The organism is Prosthecomicrobium pneumaticum (assembly GCF_014199915.1).
GTDB classification, from domain to species: domain Bacteria; phylum Pseudomonadota; class Alphaproteobacteria; order Rhizobiales; family Kaistiaceae; genus Prosthecomicrobium; species Prosthecomicrobium pneumaticum.
In genome coordinates this window covers 640,849-661,136 of record NZ_JACHOO010000001.1, presented here as the reverse complement: position 1 = coordinate 661,136, position 20,288 = coordinate 640,849, and the positions used below count along the sequence as shown (strand labels likewise).

At 69.9% G+C, this 20,288-nt stretch carries 18 protein-coding genes; 4 read left to right on the top strand and 14 right to left on the bottom strand.

Going from position 1 to position 20,288, the window contains the following annotated elements:
• Positions 1-8: 8 nt before the first annotated feature.
• From GGQ63_RS03025 to GGQ63_RS02990, 8 genes are all read right to left on the bottom strand, one after another.
• Entirely contained in the window at positions 9-1,316 is a 1,308-nt protein-coding gene (locus GGQ63_RS03025) for an amidase (protein ID WP_183852329.1), read from the bottom strand.
• Positions 1,313-2,956, bottom strand: coding sequence for an ATP-binding cassette domain-containing protein (locus GGQ63_RS03020; protein WP_183852327.1), 1,644 nt, complete (start codon positions 2,954-2,956; stop codon positions 1,313-1,315). Before GGQ63_RS03020 ends, GGQ63_RS03025 begins: the two co-directional genes overlap by 4 nt.
• The gene (locus GGQ63_RS03015) at positions 2,953-3,795 is read right to left on the bottom strand and encodes an ABC transporter permease (RefSeq protein ID WP_183852325.1); all 843 of its coding nucleotides are present in this window, start codon (positions 3,793-3,795) and stop codon (positions 2,953-2,955) included. Before GGQ63_RS03015 ends, GGQ63_RS03020 begins: the two co-directional genes overlap by 4 nt.
• Positions 3,796-3,800: 5 nt before the next feature.
• Positions 3,801-4,841 (bottom strand): ABC transporter permease, encoded by a 1,041-nt coding sequence (locus GGQ63_RS03010; protein ID WP_210308350.1) that lies wholly within the window; start codon positions 4,839-4,841, stop codon positions 3,801-3,803.
• A 79-nt stretch (positions 4,842-4,920) separates the two neighbouring features.
• Entirely contained in the window at positions 4,921-6,507 is a 1,587-nt protein-coding gene (locus GGQ63_RS03005; protein WP_183852323.1) for an ABC transporter substrate-binding protein, read from the bottom strand.
• Between the two features lie 81 nt (positions 6,508-6,588).
• Positions 6,589-8,181, bottom strand: coding sequence for a hydantoinase B/oxoprolinase family protein (locus tag GGQ63_RS03000; RefSeq protein WP_183852321.1), 1,593 nt, complete (start codon positions 8,179-8,181; stop codon positions 6,589-6,591).
• Positions 8,178-10,193, bottom strand: coding sequence for a hydantoinase/oxoprolinase family protein (locus GGQ63_RS21915; protein ID WP_183852319.1), 2,016 nt, complete (start codon positions 10,191-10,193; stop codon positions 8,178-8,180). Before GGQ63_RS21915 ends, GGQ63_RS03000 begins: the two co-directional genes overlap by 4 nt.
• Positions 10,194-10,204: 11 nt before the next feature.
• Positions 10,205-11,536 (bottom strand): aspartate aminotransferase family protein, encoded by a 1,332-nt coding sequence (locus GGQ63_RS02990; protein ID WP_183852317.1) that lies wholly within the window; start codon positions 11,534-11,536, stop codon positions 10,205-10,207.
• A gap of 441 nt (positions 11,537-11,977) precedes the next feature.
• Between GGQ63_RS02990 and GGQ63_RS02985 the strand changes: the two genes are divergently transcribed.
• The gene (locus GGQ63_RS02985; protein ID WP_183852315.1) at positions 11,978-12,679 is read left to right on the top strand and encodes a GntR family transcriptional regulator; all 702 of its coding nucleotides are present in this window, start codon (positions 11,978-11,980) and stop codon (positions 12,677-12,679) included.
• Positions 12,680-12,699: 20 nt separating this feature from the next.
• Here the strand turns inward: GGQ63_RS02985 and GGQ63_RS02980 are convergent, their stop codons facing one another.
• The 5 genes from GGQ63_RS02980 to GGQ63_RS02960 all read right to left on the bottom strand — a co-directional run bounded on the left by GGQ63_RS02980 (position 12,700) and on the right by GGQ63_RS02960 (position 16,801).
• A complete protein-coding gene (locus GGQ63_RS02980) occupies positions 12,700-13,608 on the bottom strand; it encodes a polysaccharide deacetylase family protein (protein WP_183852313.1) in 909 nt (302 codons plus the stop codon).
• A complete protein-coding gene (locus GGQ63_RS02975; protein ID WP_183852311.1) occupies positions 13,605-14,078 on the bottom strand; it encodes an ureidoglycolate lyase in 474 nt (157 codons plus the stop codon). The genes GGQ63_RS02980 and GGQ63_RS02975 overlap by 4 nt, the downstream gene beginning before the upstream one ends.
• Positions 14,078-14,983, bottom strand: a complete 906-nt coding sequence (locus GGQ63_RS02970) for a polysaccharide deacetylase family protein (RefSeq protein ID WP_183852309.1) — start codon at positions 14,981-14,983, stop codon at positions 14,078-14,080. The genes GGQ63_RS02975 and GGQ63_RS02970 overlap by 1 nt, the downstream gene beginning before the upstream one ends.
• A gap of 11 nt (positions 14,984-14,994) precedes the next feature.
• Positions 14,995-15,750, bottom strand: a complete 756-nt coding sequence (locus GGQ63_RS02965) for an SDR family NAD(P)-dependent oxidoreductase (RefSeq protein WP_343061060.1) — start codon at positions 15,748-15,750, stop codon at positions 14,995-14,997.
• Positions 15,751-15,931: 181 nt separating this feature from the next.
• Positions 15,932-16,801, bottom strand: coding sequence for a manganese catalase family protein (locus GGQ63_RS02960; protein ID WP_183852307.1), 870 nt, complete (start codon positions 16,799-16,801; stop codon positions 15,932-15,934).
• A 249-nt stretch (positions 16,802-17,050) separates the two neighbouring features.
• Between GGQ63_RS02960 and GGQ63_RS02955 the strand changes: the two genes are divergently transcribed.
• From GGQ63_RS02955 to GGQ63_RS02945, 3 genes are all read left to right on the top strand, one after another.
• Positions 17,051-17,572, top strand: coding sequence for a ferritin-like domain-containing protein (locus tag GGQ63_RS02955; RefSeq protein WP_183852305.1), 522 nt, complete (start codon positions 17,051-17,053; stop codon positions 17,570-17,572).
• Positions 17,573-17,702: 130 nt separating this feature from the next.
• Entirely contained in the window at positions 17,703-18,221 is a 519-nt protein-coding gene (locus GGQ63_RS02950; protein WP_183852303.1) for a DUF4142 domain-containing protein, read from the top strand.
• Positions 18,218-18,442, top strand: a complete 225-nt coding sequence (locus GGQ63_RS02945; protein WP_183852301.1) for a hypothetical protein — start codon at positions 18,218-18,220, stop codon at positions 18,440-18,442. Before GGQ63_RS02950 ends, GGQ63_RS02945 begins: the two co-directional genes overlap by 4 nt.
• A gap of 20 nt (positions 18,443-18,462) precedes the next feature.
• Here GGQ63_RS02945 and GGQ63_RS02940 read toward each other — a convergent pair whose 3' ends face one another.
• Positions 18,463-20,199 (bottom strand): hypothetical protein, encoded by a 1,737-nt coding sequence (locus GGQ63_RS02940; RefSeq protein ID WP_183852299.1) that lies wholly within the window; start codon positions 20,197-20,199, stop codon positions 18,463-18,465.
• Positions 20,200-20,288: the final 89 nt, after the last annotated feature.

The following is a 20,288-nucleotide window of genomic DNA, read 5'->3' as shown; positions in this document are numbered from 1 at the left end:
CGGGAAGGTCAAGCCGTGCCGTCGGCGGCCTCCGCCGGCGCGCCGAGGATGGTCGCGACCCGGCCGGCGATAGCGAGCAGGTCTCTGTCGCCATAGAGCGGGCCCACGAGCTGCCCGCCGAGCGGCAGGCCGGCGGCGCCGCGGCCGATCGGCAGCGCGACGATCGGCACCTGCAGCACGGTCCACATCCTGTTCATCGCCGGCGAGCCGGTGCCCGTCCCGAAGGGCGGCGCCTCGCCGATCGCCGCCGGCGCCAAGACGGCGTCGACACCGGCCATGATCTCGGCGAAGGCGATCCGGCAGAGCGCGGCATGCGCCTGCGCCGCGGCGCGCCGGGCGGGGGGAATGCGGGCTTCCTCCGTGAGGATGGCCGCGAGGTCGGGGTGCATGTGCGCCCCCCAGCGGCGGCGCCAGGGCGCGAAGGACACCTGCGCCTCGGCTCGCATCAGTACGAGCTGGGTCTCCCCCAGCGTATCGAAATCGGGCGGCAGGTCGAGATCGACGATCTCGACGCCGGCTTGCCGCAGCGTGCCGAGCGCCGCCTCGAAGGCGGCGCGCATGTCGGGCGCAGCGGCGCTCCAGGCCGGTGAGCGGCAGGCCGCGATGCGCAGGCGCCGGGCCGGTCGCGCCGCGGCGGGCGGAAAGCCGCAGACCTCGGCGAGGAGAGCGAGATCGTCGACCGAGCGGGCGTGCCAGCCGACGCAATCGAGCGAGGGCGCGTGCGGATGCACGCCGTCGAGCGAGACGAGGCCGTGGCTCGGCTTGAGCGCATGAACGCCGGTGAAGGCGGCGGGGCGGACGAGCGAGCCGCCGGTCTGGGTGCCGAGCGCGAGCGGCACCATGCCGGCGGCGACCGCCGCGGCCGAGCCCGACGAGGAGCCGCCCGGTGTGCGGCCGGGATCGCGGGGGTTGCGCGTCGGCGGGATGCGGCCGAGCGCGGCGAACTCGACCGTCTCGGTCTTGCCGAGCGGGATCGCGCCGGCCGCCCGGAGCAGCGCGACGATGCCGGCGTCGCGCGCCGCGACCGCACCGATCGGCAGGTCGGAACCGAAGCCGGTCGGCTGGCCCTCGACGTCGATGATGTCCTTGACGGCGATCGGCAGCCCGGCGAGCCGCCCGGGCGGAACGGTCCCCCGGTCGACCGCCCGGGCACGGCCGAGTGCCCCCTCCGGATCGAGCGCGGCGAAGGCGCGGATGCGCGGCTCCTCCGTGGCGATCCGGTCGAGGCAGGCGGCGGTCCAGGCGACGGCGGTGAGCGAGCCCTCCCGGATGCGCGCAAGGCCCTCCGCCGCGCCGAGATCGGCCGGCGCCTTCAAGCGGCCGACCCGGCGCTCGCCGGTTCGCTCGTCTCCGCGTCGATCGGCAGTTCGGCGGCCAGCAGCTTCCTCGTATAATCCTCGCGCGGGCTCTCGAAGATCGCGCGGGTCTCGCCCTGTTCGAGGATCTTGCCGAGATGCATCACCGCGACCCGGTGGGCGAGCGAGCGCACCGAGTTGAGATCGTGGGTGATGAAGAGCGCTGCGAGATTCATGCTCGATTGCAGGCCGCGGATCAGGTCGATGATCTGGGCGCGGACCCGGATGTCGAGCGCGGTGGTCGGCTCGTCGAAGACGACGAAGCGCGGCTTCGTCGCGAGCGCGCGGGCGATGCCGACGCGCTTCTGTTCGCCCGCGGTCAGCTCGCCGGGCCGGATGTCGGCGACGGCGGCATCGAGGTTCACCGCGGCGAGGAGTTCCGCCACCCGGCGCCCCCGCTCGGCGCCGGTCATCGGCTCGACGAGGGCGAGCGGCTCGGCGAGCAGGTCGCGCACCCGCCGGCGCGGATTGAGCGCCACATAGGGCTCCTGGAACACCATCTGCATGTGGCGGCGGAGCGGCCGGAAGGCGGCCTCCTTCATGTCGGTGATGTCGCGCCCGTCGAAGACGATACGGCCGTCGGTGTTGTCGAGGAGGCGCAGCAGGCACTGCCCGGCTGTCGTCTTGCCCGAGCCGCTCTCGCCGACGAGCGCGAGCGTCTCGCCCGGCGCCACCGAGAAGCTGATGCCGTCGACGGCGCGGATCGGCTGCGGCGAGCCGGGCACCTGGAAGTGCATGGTGAGGTCGCGCACGTCGACGATCGGCGGGCGGTCGTCGCTCTTGCGCGGCGGCTGCAAAGCGGGGCGCGCCCGCGCCGCGGCGAGCAGGTCGCGGCTGTAGCCGTCCGCCGGATGTGCCATGAAGCGCGACACCTCGCTCACCTCGACGAGCCGGCCGCCGCGCATCACGGCGAGCCGGTCGCAATAGTGCCGGACGATGCCGAGGTCATGGGTGATGAGGAGCACGGAGAGGCCGCGCTCGCGCGAGCGCTCGACGAGCCGTTCGAGCACCTGCGCCTGCACCGTGGCGTCGAGGCCGAGCGTCGCATCGTCGGCGAGCAGCACCTCCGGCTCGCCGGCGAGGGCCATCGCGATGACGATGCGCTGCGCCATGCCGCCGGAGAGCTCGTGCGGATAGGCGCGCGCCCGCCGCTCCGGATCATTGATGCCGACCTCGCGCATCAGGGCGACCGCGCGGTCGCGCACGCTTCGGCGGTCGGTCCGGCCGTCGGGTTTGCCATGGGCGCGCAGCACCCGGCCGATCTGGTCGCCGACCCGGGCGACGGGATCGAGCAGCGCCTTGGCATTGGTGCCGATCAGCGCCACCCGGCCGCCGCGATAGCGGGCGGCTTGCGGCGCATCGAGCGCGTCGATCGGCCGGCCCTCGAGGAGGATGCGGCCCGCCTCGATCCGGCCGCCCGGGGGCAGTTGCCCGAGGATGGCGCGGGCGAGCACCGACTTGCCCGCACCCGTTTCGCCCACCACGCCGAAGATTTCACGCGGGCGGAGTTCGAGGTCGATGCCGTCGAGCACGGGCGCCCCGCCGAAGCCGACGGTGAGGCCTTCGAGTGCGATCACGGGGGCTTCCGGCGACGCGCTCATCGGGCGCCCTCCTTGCGACGGGCGGTGTCGGCGAGGCGCTGCGCCTCGTCGGACAGAAGGGCGAAGGAGAGCACCGAGAACACGATGGCGAGGCCGGGGAAGAGCGCCACCCACCAGATGCCGAGGATCATCTGCTGCGCCCCCGAGCTCACCATCAGCCCCCATTCGGGCGAGGGCAGGCGCACGCCGGCGCCGATGAAGGAGAGGCCGGCGGTGAGCAGGATCGCCATGCCGATCGACACCGAGACCTGGACGATCACCGGCGTCATGGCGTTCGGCAGGATGTGCCGGAACATGATCGCGAAATCGTTGGCGCCGCTGCAGCGCGCCGCGGCGATGAAGGGCCGCTCGCGCAGCGACAGCACCTCGGCCCGCACGATCCGCGCGAACATCGGCACGAACAGCATGCAGAGCACGATGACGACGCTCCAGATCTCCTGGCCGAGCACGGCGACGAGCGCCATGCCGAGCACGAAGACCGGGAAGGACTGGATGAAATCGAAGAAGCGCATGACGAGCGCGCCGCCGAGCCCGCGATAATAGCCGACGAGCACCCCGACCGGCACGCCGATGGCGAGCGACAGGGCGACGGCCGCGAAGCCGATCAGCAGGTTGACGCGCGTCGCGAAGACGATGCGCGAGAAGATGTCCATGCCGAGCTCGTCGGTGCCGAGCCAGTGGACGAGATTGGGCGGCTGCAGCGAATCGAGCGGATTGGCCTCGATCGGTGAGAACGGGGCGATCCACGGCGCGAAGACGATCGCGACGAACTGCACGGCGAGGAGGGCGAGGCCGATCAGCAGGCCGGGCCGCAGAAGGGAGGAGGAGCGCCGCGCCATCGCCGTCAGGTCCTGATCCGGGGATCGACGATCTCGTAGAGAATGTCGGCGATCGAATAGACGATGAGGATGAAGGCGGAGGCGACGAGCACGAAGCCCTGCAGCGCCGCGTAATCGCTGTTGATCACGGCCTGCACCGCATACTGGCCGAGGCCGCCCCAGGAGAAGATCGTCTCGACGAGCACAGCGGCGCCGAGCAGGAAGCCGAGAATGAAGCTCGACACGCTGATGATCGGCGGCAGGCTGTTGCGGAGCGCCGCCCGGATGATCTGCCGTTCCGGCACGCCGCAGGCCCGCATATGCGCGACGAAGGGGGCGTCCCAGATCTCCGAAAAGACGCTGTGCGTCATCTTCGTGACGGCGCCCGCATTGACGATGGTGATCGTCGCGACCGGCAGGATCAGCCGGCCGGCGGCGGAGCGGAAGGCCTCCCAGTCGCCGGCGAAGAGCGCGTCGATGGTGAGGAAGCCGGTGATGCGGGGCGGCGGCGCGAGCATCAGGTCCATCCGGCCGAACGGCGCCGGCGCCCAGCCGAGCACGGTATAGAGGAAGAAGACGAGCAGGAGCGCGACCCAGAAATCGGGGATGGCGCCGGCCGCGAAGCCATAGGCGCGGGCGCCCCAGTCGAAGGCGCTGCCGCGCCTCACCACCGAGACGACGGCGATCAGGATGCCGAGGCCGACGGTGAAGATCACCGCGTAGAGGATCAGCTCGAGCGTCGCGGGCGCCCGGTCGGCAAGGTCCTCGATGATCGGCTTCGAGGTGAAGGGCGACGTGCCGAGATCGCCGTGCAGAACATTGTCGAGATAGATCGCGAACTGCGTCCAGACGTCCTTGTCGAGGCCGAGCTTCTGCCGGTAGAGCGCGATCGATTCGTCCGTCGCGAAATTGCCGAGGATCAGCCGCGCCGGGTCGCCGGGCAGCAGGCGGATCAGCAGGAACGCGACGAGGGTCACGCCGAACATCTGCGGGACGATGAGGGCGAGACGGACGGCGAGGATGCGCAGGAGGCGCGGCTGGCGGCGCCAGAATTCCCGGATCGGCATGGACGGGCACCCGCTTCTCAGGAGGACGAGACACGCGTGACGGACGGGTCCCGGAGGACCCGTCCGCGGATCGGTCGGCTCAGTTCTTCTTGTAGTCGAACCAGGCGTTGCCGTTCGGCGTGTACCAGGAGGTGCCGCTCACATTGGCGCGGGTGGCGAGCTGGTAACCGGGGTTGAACAGGAACACCCAGGGCGCGTCGTCGACCACCATTTCCTGCACCTTCTTCATGTCGGCGAGGCGGGCGGCTTCGTCGGTGGCGGTGAGGTTCTTGTCGATCAGCGTGTCGACCGCGGGGTTTTTGTAGCGCGAGAAATCGACAAGCGACTGGCTGTTCAGCCAGAGATTGGTGACATAGGCGGCGTCGGGGACGATCGCCATGTCACGCAGGAAGTAGGCCGGGATCTTGCCGCTCGTATAGCGCTCGACGAGGGTCGAGCTCGGCAGCTTCGAGAGCTGGAGGTCGACGCCGGCGCGGGCGAACGAGGTCTTCAGGATGATCGCGATCTGCTCCTCGATCTCGTCGCCGGTGCGGTAGCCGAGCTCGGTCTTGAAGCCGTTCGCATAGCCGGCCTCGGCGAGCAGCGCCTTCGCCTTCTCGACGTCCTCGGAATACTTGAAGAACGCGTCGGTGAAGCCCGGATAGATCTCCGAGACGGGGCTCTTCGTCGGCCGGGCGGTGCCGTAATAGACGCTCTTCTCGATCTGGTCGCGCGGGACGAGATAGTTGAGCGCCTGGCGGACGCGCTTGTCGGTGAAGGGCTCGATGGTGTTGGTCAGGTCGACACGGTGGATGTAGTTGCCGAACACCTTCCAGACCTTGACGCCCGGAGCCTTCTCGAGAAGGTTCAGCTCGCGCGGCAGCAGCCATTCGGCGACGTCGATCGAGCCCGCCTGCAGCGCCGCGACACGGTTGGCCGAGGTCGGGATCTCGCGGAAGATGATCTTCTTCAGCGTCGGCGCGCCGCGGTAATAGGCCTCGTTCGCCTCATAGACGATCTCGCGGCCGGGCGTGAAGGTGGTCACCTTGTAGGGCGAGAAGGAGGCCGTGTTGGTGCTCAGCCACTTGGTGCCCCAGGGGTCCTCGTCGGTGAGGTGCTTCTTCGCCTCGGTCGCGTCGATGATGCCGAGGTCGGAATTGACCCACAGCCGCTCGATCAGCGGCGAGGGGCCGGGCAGCGTCACCTTGACGGTGTGGTCGTCGACCTTCTGGAAGGCGCTGAAGTCCTGGATCTTCAGCATCTGGTGCATGTACCAGTAGAAGGTGCCCTTGAGCGTCCAGCCGCGTTCGAAGGTCCACATCACGTCGTCGGCGGAGAGCGTGTTGCCGGCGTGGCTCTTCGCATCCGTCAGGTGGAAGGTGATCGAGGTGCGGTCCGGCGAGACCTCCCAGGACTTGGCGAGCGCGCCGGTCAGCTTGTCGAAGTTCTCGACCATCACGCCGTCTTCGTTCGGCTTCATCTCATAGGCGAGCAGCCGCTCGTAGACGTTCTTGCGGGCTTCCTGCACGGCCTCGGTCGAGGGGTATTCGAGCTCGAGCGATTCCGGCGTGCGCGGGCCGGCGACGATGAGCGTTTCGCTGGGCGACTGCGCCGCGGCTGGAAGCAGCGGCAGCAGCGTGCCGGCCAACAGGGCCGACGAGAGTGCGAGCATCCTTAGCTTTGACATGAAATGCCTCTGGTTCCGACTCTGGAAGGGGTCTTCGTTCTTTGGAGGTGTTCCCGGGGGGCTTCTGCCCCCTCTCGTTGACTAGGGCGCGCCATAGCCGCCGCCGCCGCCCGTCTCGATGATCAGGACGTCGCCGGCCGGCAGATGGAGGTTGTAGAATTTCGACGGGCTCTTCAGTCCGTAGACGGTGCCGACCTCCTCGGTGACGCCGTCGCGCCGGATCGACCAGCGGTTCGGCGTGCCCGGGGCGCCGCCGGCGAGGCCCCACGGGGCGATGCGGTGGCGGTCGCCGAGGCCGGAGAGATAGTGGTCGGCGAGCAGGCGGTATTCGTGCACCGTGCCGTGGCCGCCACGGTTGCGGCCGGCCCCGCCCGATCCGTCGCGGATGGCGTAACGGTCGACGAGCACGGGATATTTGTGCTCCCAGACCTCGATCGGCTGGTTCATCGAGGTCTCGCCCCAGAAGTAGACGGCGTCGTTGCCGATGCCGGCCGCCGTCGCGCCCTGGCCGCCCTCGTAATAGTTGTACCAGACGACCTCCTCGCCGCTCCTGGGGTCGAAGGCGCGGCCGGCGAGGTTGTTGCCGGACGCATGGCTGCCGGCGCCGATCCGCTCCGGCACGACATCGGCGAAGGCCTTCAGGATGGTCTCCGGAACGCGCTTCGCCATCTCGAAGGTGCAGCCATAGACCGGCGCCGGCCATTCGGCGCTGACGATCGAGCGGGGCGGGGCCACCATCTCGACCTGGTCGAAGATGCCGGCATTGACCGGGATGGTCGGGTCGACGAGCGCGACGATCGCGGCATAGGCGGCGGCGCGGGCCGAGGTGAAGGTGGCGTTGACCGGGGTCGGCGCCTGCCCCGCGGTCCCCGCGAAATCGAGCAGGAAGCCCTCGGCCGACTTCGTCACCTTGACGCGGATCGGATAGGTCTTGTCGGTGAGCCCGTCGTCCTCGATCGCGTCCTCCGCCTCATAGACGCCGTCCGGAATGTCTTTCAGCGCGGCGAGGAAGCGGGCGCGGGAATAGTCGATCGCCGCCTCCATGCCGTCGATCACCGCGGCGACGCCGTAGCGCGCGGCGAGCGAGCGGATCCGGTTCTCGGCGATCGCCGTCGCCGAGACCTGGCTCATCAGGTCGCCCCAGTCGTCTTCGGGCAGGCGGACATTGGCGAGGATGAAATCGCGCGTCCCCTCGACGAGCACGCCCTCGGAATAGAGCCGCGACAGCGGGATGATCAGGCCGTCCTGCACGACATGGGTCGAGGTGCCGGCGCAGCCGCCGGCGCTCATGCCGCCGATATCGGTCCAATGGCCGATATTGACGGCATAGCCGACATGGGTGCCCTCGCAGAACATCGGCCGGGCGACGACGACGTCCGACTGATGGGTCGCGAGATAGGGGTTGTTGGTGATGAAGACGTCGCCCGGCTTCGGCTCGGGGAAGCGCTTCACCACCGCCTGCATCGCGCCGACCAGCGAGCCGAGATGGACGCCGACGCCGCGCGACTGCATGACCATCTTGCCGACCGTGTCGAACAGGGCGCAGGAGAAGTCGAAGCCCTCGGCGAAGGTCGGCGAATAGGCGGTCAGCACCGTCGTCTGGATCATCTCGTCGGTGGTCGAGAAGAGATGGTTGCGGATGATCTGCTGGGTGAAGGGGTCGAGGCCGCTCATGCCGATGCTCCGCCCTTGACGGTGATGATGAGATTGCGGAAGGGGTCGACACGTGCGCTCGCGCCGGGCGGCACGTAGAAGGTGGTGTCCACCTCTTCGACCAGGCACGGTCCCGCAAGACGCATGCCGGGCCGCAGCCCCTGCCGGTCGATGATCGCGACCGGTTCGGCGAGGCCGGCGACGGCGGTGGTCCGTTCCGCCGGCGGGGCCGGCCGATCGGTCTCGGTCTCGGGCCGGATTTCGAGCGGCGGCATGTCGGCGATCGCCGTGATGCGGCCGGTGACGACCATCACCGGGTGCCCGTGCCGCGTGCCGTAGAGGGTGAAATGGCGGTCCTCGAAGGCGGCGACGATCCGCTCGGCCGGCCAGTCCGGTTCGACGACCACGCTGATCTCGTGCGCCTGCTTGACGTAGCGCAGATCGAGGCTGAACTCGTAGCGCGGCGGCCCGGATGCGCCGGCGAAGGCGTCCGGATCGATCTCGCCGGCGAGATCGTCGAAGAAGGCGGCGATGGCGCCGGGCTCGAGCGCGGCGAGCGGCTTCAGGATCGTCCGGGCGCGGCTGATCTTCAGCGGTGCGCTCACCATGCCGAAGGCGGAGAAGACGCTCGGCATATTGGGCACGACGATCTCCGGGATGCCGACCTCCTCGGCGAGCATCGCGGCGTGCTGGCCGCCGGCGCCGCCGAAGGGCACGAGCGCGAAGTCGCGCGGGTCGATGCCCTTCTCGACCGTCATCTGGCGGATGGCGGTCGCCATCGCGGCGTTGACGACCCGGTAGATGCCCTCCGCGGCCTCCTCGATCGGCACGCCGAAATGATCGGCGATACGGCCGACCGCGGCACGCGCCCGCTCGATATCGAGCGGGAAGGCAGGGTTGGGGTGGATGAGGCCGAGCACCAGATTGGCGTCGGTCACCGTGCATTCCGTGCCGCCGCGGCCATAGCAGGCCGGCCCGGGATCGGCGCCGGCGCTGTGCGGCCCGACGCGGAGCGCCCCGCCGGCATCGATCCAGACGATGCTGCCGCCGCCGGCGCCGATCGTCTTGATGTCGATGGTCGGGGTCTTGACCGGGATGCCCCACTCGACCTCGAAGGTGTTCTTGATGTCGAAGCGGCCGTCGCGGATCACCGCGACATCGAAGCTCGTGCCGCCCATGTCGACGGTGACGAGGTTGCGCCGGCCGATCTGCTCGCCGAGGAACGCCCCGCCGAGCACGCCGCCCGCCGGTCCCGAGACGCAGAGGGTCACCGGCCGTTCGGCGGCCTCGGCGCCGGCCTGGATGCCGCCTTCCGAGCTCAGATAGTTGACGAGGCCGGGCACGCCGACCCGGCCGGCGAGCGCGTCGACGTAACGGCGCACCCGCGGCATGCTGTAGATGTTGGCAACCGTCGTGTTCGCGCGCTCGTATTCGCGGATCTCGCGGCAGATGCGGGACGAGATCGACACGGCGAGATGCGGAGCCCGCTCGCGGATCACCGCCTCCACCACCTTTTCGTGGCGATCGTCGAGATAGGCGTGCATCAGGCTGACGGCGATGCCTTCGACGCCGAGCGCCACGATCCCGTCGACGACGGCCGCGACCGCTTCCGGGTCGATCGGCGTCTCGATCGTGCCGTCGGCCATGATGCGCTCGTCCACCTCGAAGCAGAATTCGCGCGGGATCAGCGGCACCGGCCGGCGCCAGCCGAGATCATAGGGGAGGGGCCGCGTCGCCCGCATGATCTCGAGCACGTCGCGGAAGCCGCGGGTGGTGATGAGCGCGGTGCGCACGCCCTTCCGTTCGAGGATCAGATTGGTGACGATGGTGGTGCCGTGCACGAGCGTGCCGATCTCCTCGACCGGCACGCCGACGGCGGCGAGCGCGGCGAGAAAGCCCTCTTCCGGCGCCTCGGGGGTGGAGGGCGTCTTCGAGCGGACGACTTCGCCCGTCGCCTCGTCGAACACCACGATGTCGGTGAAGGTGCCGCCGATATCGATGCCGACGCGCTTGGTCTTGGTCTGGGACGTCACGGAAGAGGGCCTCACGCTGCGTAGAACCGGTCGACGACTTCGATCGTCCGGTCGATTTCGGCTTCGGTGTGCGCCGCCGAGACCAGCAGGCGCTGCACCTTGCGGGGCTTCGCATAGATGCCGTTGTCGAAAAGGAAGCTCGCGAAGGGCATCGCGGTCGTCATGTCGTGATGCGCATGGACGTCGCTCAGCGAATGCAGCCGGCGCTCCGAATTGTGGATCGCAATGATCGAGTGGAAAGCGTCGGCGTGCGCGGCGACGCCGCGGCGGGCGAACACCTCGTCGAGCCCGGCGCGGAGCCGCTCGCCGAGCGCCGAGATGTGCGCGTGGACGCTGCCGTCGGCGAGCCGCCCGATGGTGGCGAGCGCGGCCGAGACCGAGGCGACATTGCCGTTATAGGTGCCGGAGAAGAAGGCGCGGCCGGCCGGCGCCAGCCTCTCCATGATCGCGGCCGAGGCCGAGATCGCTGCGATCGGCAGGCCGTTCGAGATCGCCTTGCCGAAGCAGCCGATGTCGGGGGTGACGCCGAGGATCGCCTGCGCGCCGCCGATGTGGTGACGGAAGCCGGTCAGAATCTCGTCGAAGATCAGCAGCGCGCCGTATTCGGTGCAGAGCGCGCGCAGCCCCTCGAGGAAGCCCGGCAGCGGCACGATGTTGCCGGTGAGCGGCCCGTGCATCACCGGCTCGACGACGATGCCGGCGATCTGTTCGCCCTCGGTGCGGAAGAGTTCCTTGACCGCCTCGAGATCGTTGTAGTCGAGCACGCGGATGGAAGCGATCGTCTCGTCCTTGAGGCCGATCGTCTCGGGGATCGGCTTGTAGAGGCCGTTATTGCCCGGCGGTCCGGCATAGGACGAGACGTTGAAGAGAAAGTCCTCGTGCCAGCCGTGATAGGAGCCGGCGAACTTGACGAAGATCTTGCGGCCGGTGACCGCCCGGGCGACGCGGCCCGCCATATAGAGCACGTCGGAGCCGGCATTGAGGAAGCCCGACATCTCGGCGCAGGGCACGTGCTCGGCCATCGCTTCGCCGAGCAGCACTTCGAGGTCGCTCGGCGCGCAGAAGACGGTGCCGCGGGTCCGCATCGTCTCGGCCACGGCCGCGTCGACAACCGGATCGGCATGGCCGAGCACGGTCGGGCCGGCGCCGTTCCAGTAGTCGATGTATTCGTTGCCGTCGACGTCATAGACCTTCGAGCCGGCGCCCTTCGCCAGGAAGTGCGGGTAGGGCGCGTAATACTTGCCGTCGCCATGGGCGCCGAGCGGAGCGACCTTGCGGGCCCGCTCGAACCAGGCCATCGACCCCGCGACCCGCTCGGTCGGCTGGTAATGGGCGTTCAACATGGCGGTCCTCCCGAATGGTCGACATTGCAGCCGTGCCGCCGGCCTCCGGCGGACACCCCGCGATCCGGCTGCCGGCCGCGGGCGCTCTTTGATATTTGATATGATATCAAATCCTATCACATTTTTCGGCAATGCTAAAAGATAGGCAGAGGACGACTGGAAACTGGTCAAGGTGCTCGGGCGGCGCGCCCGGCGCGCGGCCGGCGGAGCAAAGCCGTTGTCGGGCAAAGCGCTGCGCGGCGAGGGGCTGCCCGGAGCTGCTCAAAGTACCGTCATTGCCCGCAGGCATCTCGGGAGCGCGGCCGGATCGGGACCCCGCTTGACAGGCGAACGCGGCCGGCCGATTGAACGGGGAACGGGTGCCGGCCTCTCACGCGAGAACCGGCCGCCTTCGGTGCCGGCCCGCCGGGGCCGACCCCCAAGCGGCGGAAGACGTCCTTCATGTTCTCCAAGACGGACCATGCCTACGAGACGCTCCGGCGGCGCATTCTCGACGGCACGCTGAAGCCCGGCGAGCGGCTGCGGCTCGCGCACATCGCGGCGGAACTGGGCTTGAGCGAGATGCCGGTGCGCGAGGCACTCCGCCTGCTGCACAAGGACGGCCTCGTCCATCTCAACCTGCACCGCAGCGCCGAGGTGGCGACGCTCTCCTTCCAGTCGGCCTGGGAGATCGAGGAGGTGCGGCTGCATCTCGAGGCCTTCGCCTGCGCCACCGCCGCGCCCTACCATGATGCGAACTCGATCGAGGGGCTGCGGGCGCTGATCGCCGAGCTGGAGCTCGATCTCGACCATCCGGTGACCACCGCCCGCCGCAACCGGGCGTTCCACACGCTCCTGATGTCGCGCGCCCCGAACGGCTTTCTGCGCGGTCATATCGAGGAGCTGTGGGACCGGACCTGGCAGTATTCCTCGGCCTCGTTCTTTGATTTCATGCCGGACCGCAAGCCCGTGCTGCCGGTCGAGAACCGCCGCATCGTCGATCTCGTCGAGGCGCGCGACCAGAAGGGTCTCGAATCCTATCTGACGCAGCGTCTTGAGGAGATCCGCCTCGCCTGGAACCGGGCCGTGCGCCGCGCCCGCACTGCCGCTGCCGCGGACGAAGATCGTCACGCCCCGGCGCCAAGGGTGCGCGTCGGGGGGTAGGCCGCGCCGCCGCCTGGTTGTCAGGCCGGGGGGTGCCCGGCGCGCCAGTGGCGGGCGATGTCGAGCCGGCGGGCGACCCAGACGCCGGTTTGCCGGGCGACATGGTCGAGGAAGCGCTCGAGCCCGGCGAAGCGCGCCGGATGGCCGACGATCCTCGGGTGCAGGCCCACCGACATCATCTTCGGCGCATGCGCGCCTTCGCGGTGGAGCACGTCGAAGGCGTCGATCAGGAACTCGGCGAACTGCCGCCCGGTCGACATGCCGCCGCGGACGAATTTCACGTCGTTATTGGCGAGGCTGTAGGGCAGCACGAGGTGCGGCCGTCCGCCGACATCGGCGTAGTAGGGCAGGTCGTCGGCATAGCTGTCGGAATCGTAGAGGAAGCCGCCGTGCTCGACGAGGATGCGGCGGGTGGCGAGGCTCGGCCCGTAGCGGCAATACCAGCCGGCCGGCGGCGTGCCGAGCGTCGCCGCGACGCTCGCGACCGCGCGGGCGACCAGCGCCCGCTCGCGCGCCTCGCCGAGCGGCTGCACGCGCTCCCAGCGATAGCCGTGGCAGCAGACGTCATAGCCGCTCTCGCGGATCGCGCCGGCGATCGCCGGGTTGCGTTCGAGCGCGAGCGCGCAGGCGAACATCGTCGCGGTCATGCCGCGCGTCCCGAAGGCACGGTGGAGGCGCCAGAAGCCGGCGCGGCCGCCATATTCGAACATCGATTCCGCGGCGAGGTCGCGTCCCTCGAAACCGCCGCCGCCACCTTCCGTCAGGCCGCTTTCCGAGGCGGGATCGCCGTCCGGAATCGAGGGCTCGGACCCTTCTTCGACATTGACGACGAGGTTGAGGGCGAGCCGCGCGCCACCGGGCCAGCGCGGATCGGGCGGCGTCCCGCCATAGCCGACGAAATCGCGCGGATGGGTGTCGGGTTGGGTCATGGGATGTCCATCGCCTCGATGATCATCGGCGCCTCGAGGTCGGCGTCCTCCGTCTCGCCGGCGATCCCATGCGTCGCCATCACGACGAGCACATCGAGCGGGCCGTCGAGGGCGACGAGGCCGTGATGCCAGGTGCCCGGCCGGTAGGTGATGCCGGTGCCGGGGGGGACGACGAAGGCCCGCATTTGGCCCGGATCGGGCGCTCCATTGGCCGCCGCGGCGCAGACGGTGACGAGCAGCCGCCCGCCGCCGAGCGGCACGAAGGATTGCGCGCCGAAGGGATGGCGCTCCAGCCGGGCGATGCGAACCGGCGGCCGTGCCGCGGCGATGCGATTGATCCAGAGGGCGGGCGCCGCCGGCGCGGTCGCCTCGAGCACGGCCGGCAGATAGTGCCGCCCGTCGTCGGCCGCGTAGCGGATCAGCGTGCCGAACGGGGCGAAGGCGGCCTCGCTGATCTTCTCCGCCCGCATCAGAGGCCGAGCCTCCGCTCCTCGGCGGCGAACCAGTCGCAGATCTCCGCGCCCGTCCAGTGGACGACGCCGTCATGGCCGAGAATGTGGTCGTAGAGCTCTTCGAGATAGCCTATGCGGTGCGGCACCCCCGTGAGATAGGGATGGATCGAGATCGCCATGATGCGCGGCGCCGTGGCACCGTCGCGGTGGAGCCGGTCGAACTGGGCGATGCCGCGCTTCATCAGCTCGTCCGAGCTGTGGCCCTGGACGGCGTGCACGACGACGTCGTTCAGCTCGACCGTATAGGGGACCGACAGGATCGATCGGCCACTCGCCGCGAGCCGGACGGGCTGGTCGTCGAGGCACCAGTCGCAGACATAGTCGATGCCCGCCTCGGCGAGCCGGTCGATCGTCTCGTCCGTCTCGGTGAGGCCCGGGCTTTCCCAGCCGCGCGGCGGCTTGCCGGTGAAGGCGGTGATCGCCTCGATCGTCCGGCGGATGGCGTCCGCCTGGTCGGTGACATCGTGCATCGGCCGCTGCTCGAAGCCATGGCCGACGAAATCCCAGCCGGCGTCTCGCGCGGCGGCGCAGGCCTGCGGATAGGTGTCGATCGCCGATCCGTTGACGGCGAAGCTCGCCTTCAGCCCGCGCGCCGCGAGCACCTCGACGAAGCGCCAGAAGCCGACCCGCATGCCGTATTCGTGCCAGGCCCAGTTCGGAATGTCGGGCGTCAGCATGCGGCCCATCGGCGGCGGCAGCACCGCCCGCGGCATCGGCCGTTCGGGACTCCAGGCCTCGACATTGACGATCGTCCAGACCGCGACCCGGGCATCGCCGGGCAGGCGGAAGGCGGGGCGGGCGGTGATCGGGACATAGGGAAGGCGCGCTCTGACCCCGGCGCCGGGTCGTTCCTGATCGGTCATTCCATCCGCCGTCAGATCATCACGTCGCCGCCGTTCGGCGACAGGGTCTGGCCGACGAAATAGGATCCGGCCTCGGAGGCGAGGAGCAGCACGGCCGGCGCGATCTCGTTCGGCAAGCCGAAGCGGCCGATTGGCAATTGCGCCTTCTTCATGCTGCGCCACTCGTCGGTCAGCGCCATCAGGAGTTCGGTCTCGACCGGCCCCGGCGCGATCGCATTGACGAGCACGCCGTGCGGCGCACCTTCATAAGACAGCGCGCGGGTGAAGCCGACGATGCCCGCTTTCGCCGCGCAATAATGGGCGAGGTGCGGGGCACCCTTGTAGGCGAGCTGCGAGGCGAAGTTGACGATGCGGCCATAGCCGCGCGCCACCATCTTGTCGAAGACTTGCCGTGTGGCGAGGAAGGTGCCGCGCAGGTGGACGCCGATCATGCGGTCCCAATCGGCGATGCTGATCGCTCCGAACGGCTTGTCGCCGCCGATGCCGGCGCAGTTGACGAGGATGTCGACGGGCGCGCCGGCTGCCTCGACGCCCGCGAAGAAGGCGGCGACCGAGGCTTCGTCGGACACGTCGCAGAACGATCCGTGCGTCGGCGTGCCCGCCTCCGCCATCCGCGCGTCGAGCGCCGCGGCGCGCGCCTCGTCGTCGACATGGCAGTAATGGACGGTCGCGCCATGGGCCGCGAAGAGCTCGACGATCGCCGCTCCGATGCCCCGGCTGCCGCCGGTGACCACGGCCGTCCGGCCGGCAAGACTGAATCCCGACACCGCACCCTCCATCATCTGATATCTGATCAGATATCAGATTTCCGGGATGTGCAAGATGAATCGGCATGCTAATATTTTAGTCAGAGGCTGCCGTTCTGACAGGCAAACGCCCTTCTTCGTGCAGAGGGGCCCTCTCCCGCATCGCGGGAGAGGGCAGGGTGAGGGTCTTTCGCGCCGCGGCTCAGATCATGCCGCCGATCTTCTCGACGAGCGGGCTCGCGGAGCCCTTGGCGATTTGCTCGGATTGCGCACCCGATTGTGGGCGCGGCGGGGCGAGTACCGGCTTGTCGCCGAGCGGCTCCGAGGCCTGCGCCGTGAACATGCCGCGCTTGTCCATCGCCGGTCCGTCCGACCAGCGGCCCTCCGGAATGCTGCCGTCGATCATGTGGCCGAGATAGGCATAGGAGAAGTCGGTCTGCTCCTTCTCCTGCGGGAAGCTGTTCGGGATCGGCAGCACCGCCTGTTCGCCGCCGAGTTCTTCGAGGACGGCCAGCCATTGCTGCTGGTGCATGGTGTCGCGCGCGATCAGGAAGGAGAGCATCTCCCGCATGCCCGGATCGTCCGTCATGTTGAACAGACGGACGGCGAGCGTGCGGCCCGTCGCCTCGGCGGTCACGTTGGCATACATGTCGCCGGCGATATTGCCCGAGGCGTAGACGTGCGAGCAGTCGAACGGAACGCCGTTCGCGTCCGAGGGCAGCGCGGCGAGGCCGGTCGACAGGATGTGGCGCATGTCCATGCCGTTCAGCACCGCGCCGCCGACGGCGTCCGCCGACACCTCCTCCTGCAGCGACAGCGGCGCGTTCTCGAGGTTGAGCGCCACCGCGGTGGCGAGCATCTCGATATGGCCGAGTTCCTCGGTCGCCGTGTTGAGGAGCATGTCGCGATATTTCGCCGGGCCGCGGGCGCCGAAGGCCTGGAACATATACTGCAGCGCGACGCGGATCTCGCCCTCGACCCCGCCGATCGCCTGCTGCAGCGCCCGCGCGAAGACAGGGTTCGGCTGCTCGACGCGCACCGGGAACTGCAGCTTTCCGTCCGTATAGAACATTGAGAAATCCTCTCGGGATTGGGGTGACGGCGGCGACAGCGTGCCGGTCCACACCTCTCGCGCGGACCGCGGCCGCCGCCGCATGGCCCCCGAACCGCCGCGCTTGCCCGCTGTTCCGATCCGCAGGGCACGCCGGCGAGATTTGCCGCGGGGTTCGGGGCCGGACCAAACGGCGCGGCTCGGTCGTCCGGGTTCTGGAACAGGTCGTGGTCCCACGGGTTGGAGCGCACCTTCGTCACGGAGATCCGCATGACCATCACCGCCATCGACACGATCCGCCCGCTCTTCGTCACGGGGCTGCGCAATGCGCATGCGCTCGAGAACGAAGCCTTGTCGATCATGAACCGCCAGATCGAGCGGCTCGAAAACTATCCGGACATGCTCGCCCGTCTGCGGGAACACCGGCAGGAGACCGAGATCCAGCAGGAGCGGCTCGAACGGATCCTCGAACAGCTCGGAGAGGACCATTCGAGCTTCAAGGATGCGGCCGCCTCGGTGATGGGTTCGATGGCGGCGCTCGGCCACGCCGTGGCCGGCGACGAGGTGCTGAAGAACACCTTCGCCGATGTCGCCTTCGAGAGCTACGAGATCGCCAGCTACACCTCCCTGATCACGATGGCGAAGGCGGGCGGCTTCAACGCTGCGGTGCCGCTCCTCGAAGAGACGCTGCGCGAGGAGATGGCGATGGCCGCCTGGCTCGGTGAGAATGTCCCGAACGTGACCGAGCGCTACATCGCGCTCGAAGATTCCGGCGGGCGCGGCAAGCGCTGAGCCGGTCCGACGGGCGGCGCCATGCCGCCGGCCGGCGCTCCTCCCAAGGCCGGCCGGAACAAGCGGGCGTGACGCCCGGTTCGATGACCATCGCGGCATGGCGCCGCCCACCAACGCCCGGAGTATCCCGATGAAGATCCTGTCCTTGGCCGCTGCCGCGGTCTTCGCCTTCGGCCTCACCGCAGCGCAGGCGCAAGAGCGCGCCGCCGATGCGCTGACCGCTGAACAGTTCGTGGTGGCCGCCGGCGCGTCCAACCTCTACGAGATCGAGGCCGCCCGCATCGCCGAGCAGCGCGGCCGCAACGCGGCCGTCAAGACCTTCGCGCAGCAGATGATCGCGGATCACACCGCCGCGGGCGAGGAGATGAAGCAGGTCGTCGCGAAGGTCGGCCTCGAGGCGCCCACGGCACTCGACGAGGCGCACAACCAGAAGATCGCCGAACTCCGCGAGGAGGAGGGCGAGGACTTCGACGAGACCTATGTCGACCAGCAGCTCGAAGCGCATCAGAACGCGGTCGCGCTGTTCTCGCGCTATGCCGAGACCGGCGATCAGGCGGACCTGAAGGCCTTCGCGGCGAAGACCCTGCCGACCCTGCAGGCCCATCTGCAGCACGTGCAGGAGCTCGACAATGCGGACCTGTCGCAGTGACGGGTGAAGCCGGCAAAGACGCATCGGCGTCGTCCGCGCGCCGCGTGAAGGGCGACGCGAAGGGCCAGTTCGCTCGGCCCGACCAGGCCGACCCCAATCCCGGCGGAGCGGCGAGCGCCGATCCGGCTGTGTTGGGCGGCGATGGCGAGGAGACCGCGAGCGACTGGGACGCCGGTGCCGAGAACCAGTCGGATCCCTCGCTGCCCAAGCGCTGGAAATAGCCGGCGCCGGGATGCGCCGGTCAGACGGCCTCCGCGACCAGCGCGCGGAGGCCGTTTTCATAGCGCGCCACCGCCGCCGCCCGCGCTGCCGCGCCCTCCTCGGCCCCCGCTTCTGCGGCCATGGTCCAGAGGCCGAGCTGGAAGGCGAGATAGGCCGGCAGGAGCGCCGCGACGAGGGCAGGGGAACAGCCACCGGCTTCCTCCGCCACAATCGCCACCAGCCGGTCCCGTTCGGTGGCTGTGAGTTCATGCTCGACGATGGCGCCGGCGACATCCCATTCCACCGGCTGACAGCCGATCAGGTCGTGGCCGTGTGCGTGGTCGACGGCATCGGTCTTCAGGATCGTGCCGCCGGCGGTGACGAGCCATTCCCAGCGGTGCATGCGATTGTCCGTGTCGACGCACGCTGCGCCGCGCGCGCTTTCATCGAGCGGCCCCAGCCGCCGGTCGAGCGCGGCGGCGACGTCGCGGCCGAGCGCGGTCTCGACATTGTGGCGCGCCATGGCGGCGAGCGCCGCCGGCGCCGCCCCCTCCGATGACGCCGGAAGAGCGCGCGCCCGGAAGCCGAGATAGCGGCCGAGATGCTCGACGAGGCGCTGCCGATCCGCCGTGCCGCCGGTGAGCGGGGCGCCAGCGACCCACCGTTCGACGAGGAAGCCGTGCACGAGGCCGGCGGGCTCGGGCACGAAGCCCGCCCGATGCAGCGCCAGCGCCCGCTCGAGCGCGGCCTCGCCGGAGGCGCCGAGCCCGGCGAACCTGGCGAGCCAGACTCCGCCGGCGGATCGGACGAGGAACTTCCGTCGCTCGAGCCGCGGGTCGAACGGCGCATCCCGGTGCGGGCCATGGCGCCGCCAGCCGCCGCCCGAAATGTCCTCGAGCGGCGCATCGAGCGGTCCGACGAGGCCCGCGATCCATCCTGCGAGCCCGCCGCCGGCCACGTCTGCCCGCAGGATGGTCGAGAACTGGGCCGGGTGCCGGGGCGCCGCCCGCCAGCGTGCGCGAATCGCCGCGTCCGCCGCAGGACCGGGCGGACTGTCATGGCTCGGGAAGAAGTGGATGCGGGACGGCGCGACGCCCTCTTCTTCGAGCCAGGCCGCGACCGCGGCGAAGGAGCTGCCGGAGAGGCCGGGTCCTTCGTCGGCGATGCCGAACGGTGCCTCGCCGGCCGCGGCGACGAGGTCGCGGGCGAGTTCGGGCGCCGCCGCGATCGTGCGCCGGAACGGATGACCCACCGGGCGCAGGCTGACCGGCGGGGCGGCGGCAAGCGCGGCGGCGACGAGCGCGGCGAGGCCGAGCCCGATGCTGCGGATGCCGATCAGCCGGGTATCGGCGCCGAGGCCGCAGTGGTGCGCCGCAGCGATCACCGCTTCCGGATAAAGCGCATAGAAGGCGTAGCCCTCGGCCCGCCGCGTGCGGACCGGTGCGTCGTCGCGCGGGCCGACGAGCGCACGGATCGCCGCGCCCGGATCGAAGCCGGCCTGGAAGCCGGATGTCCAGGAGCGGTCGATCGCGCCGCCGAGGGCGCAGAGCAGCCGCGCCGCCCCGTCCTGCCCGTCCGACCGGCGGTCGCGCCCCTCTCGCGCGAACAGCGCATCCGCCTCGGCCTGCGCCAGCTCGGCAGCGCGGATGAAGGCGCCGACGAGGGCCGCGTGCCGTTCGAGCCCGCTGCAGCCGGCCGCCCGCCGCAGCCGCGCCCGCACTTCGGTGCGGATCTCCTCGGCCGGCTCGAGCCGGTCCTGGTCGCCATAGACGAGCATCGCTGCCTCTCTCGATGTCCGTCGGGCAACTGCGGCGCAGGAGCTTCGATCCCGGGACGCGGGAACAAAGCCGGCGTCCTCCGGTTCGG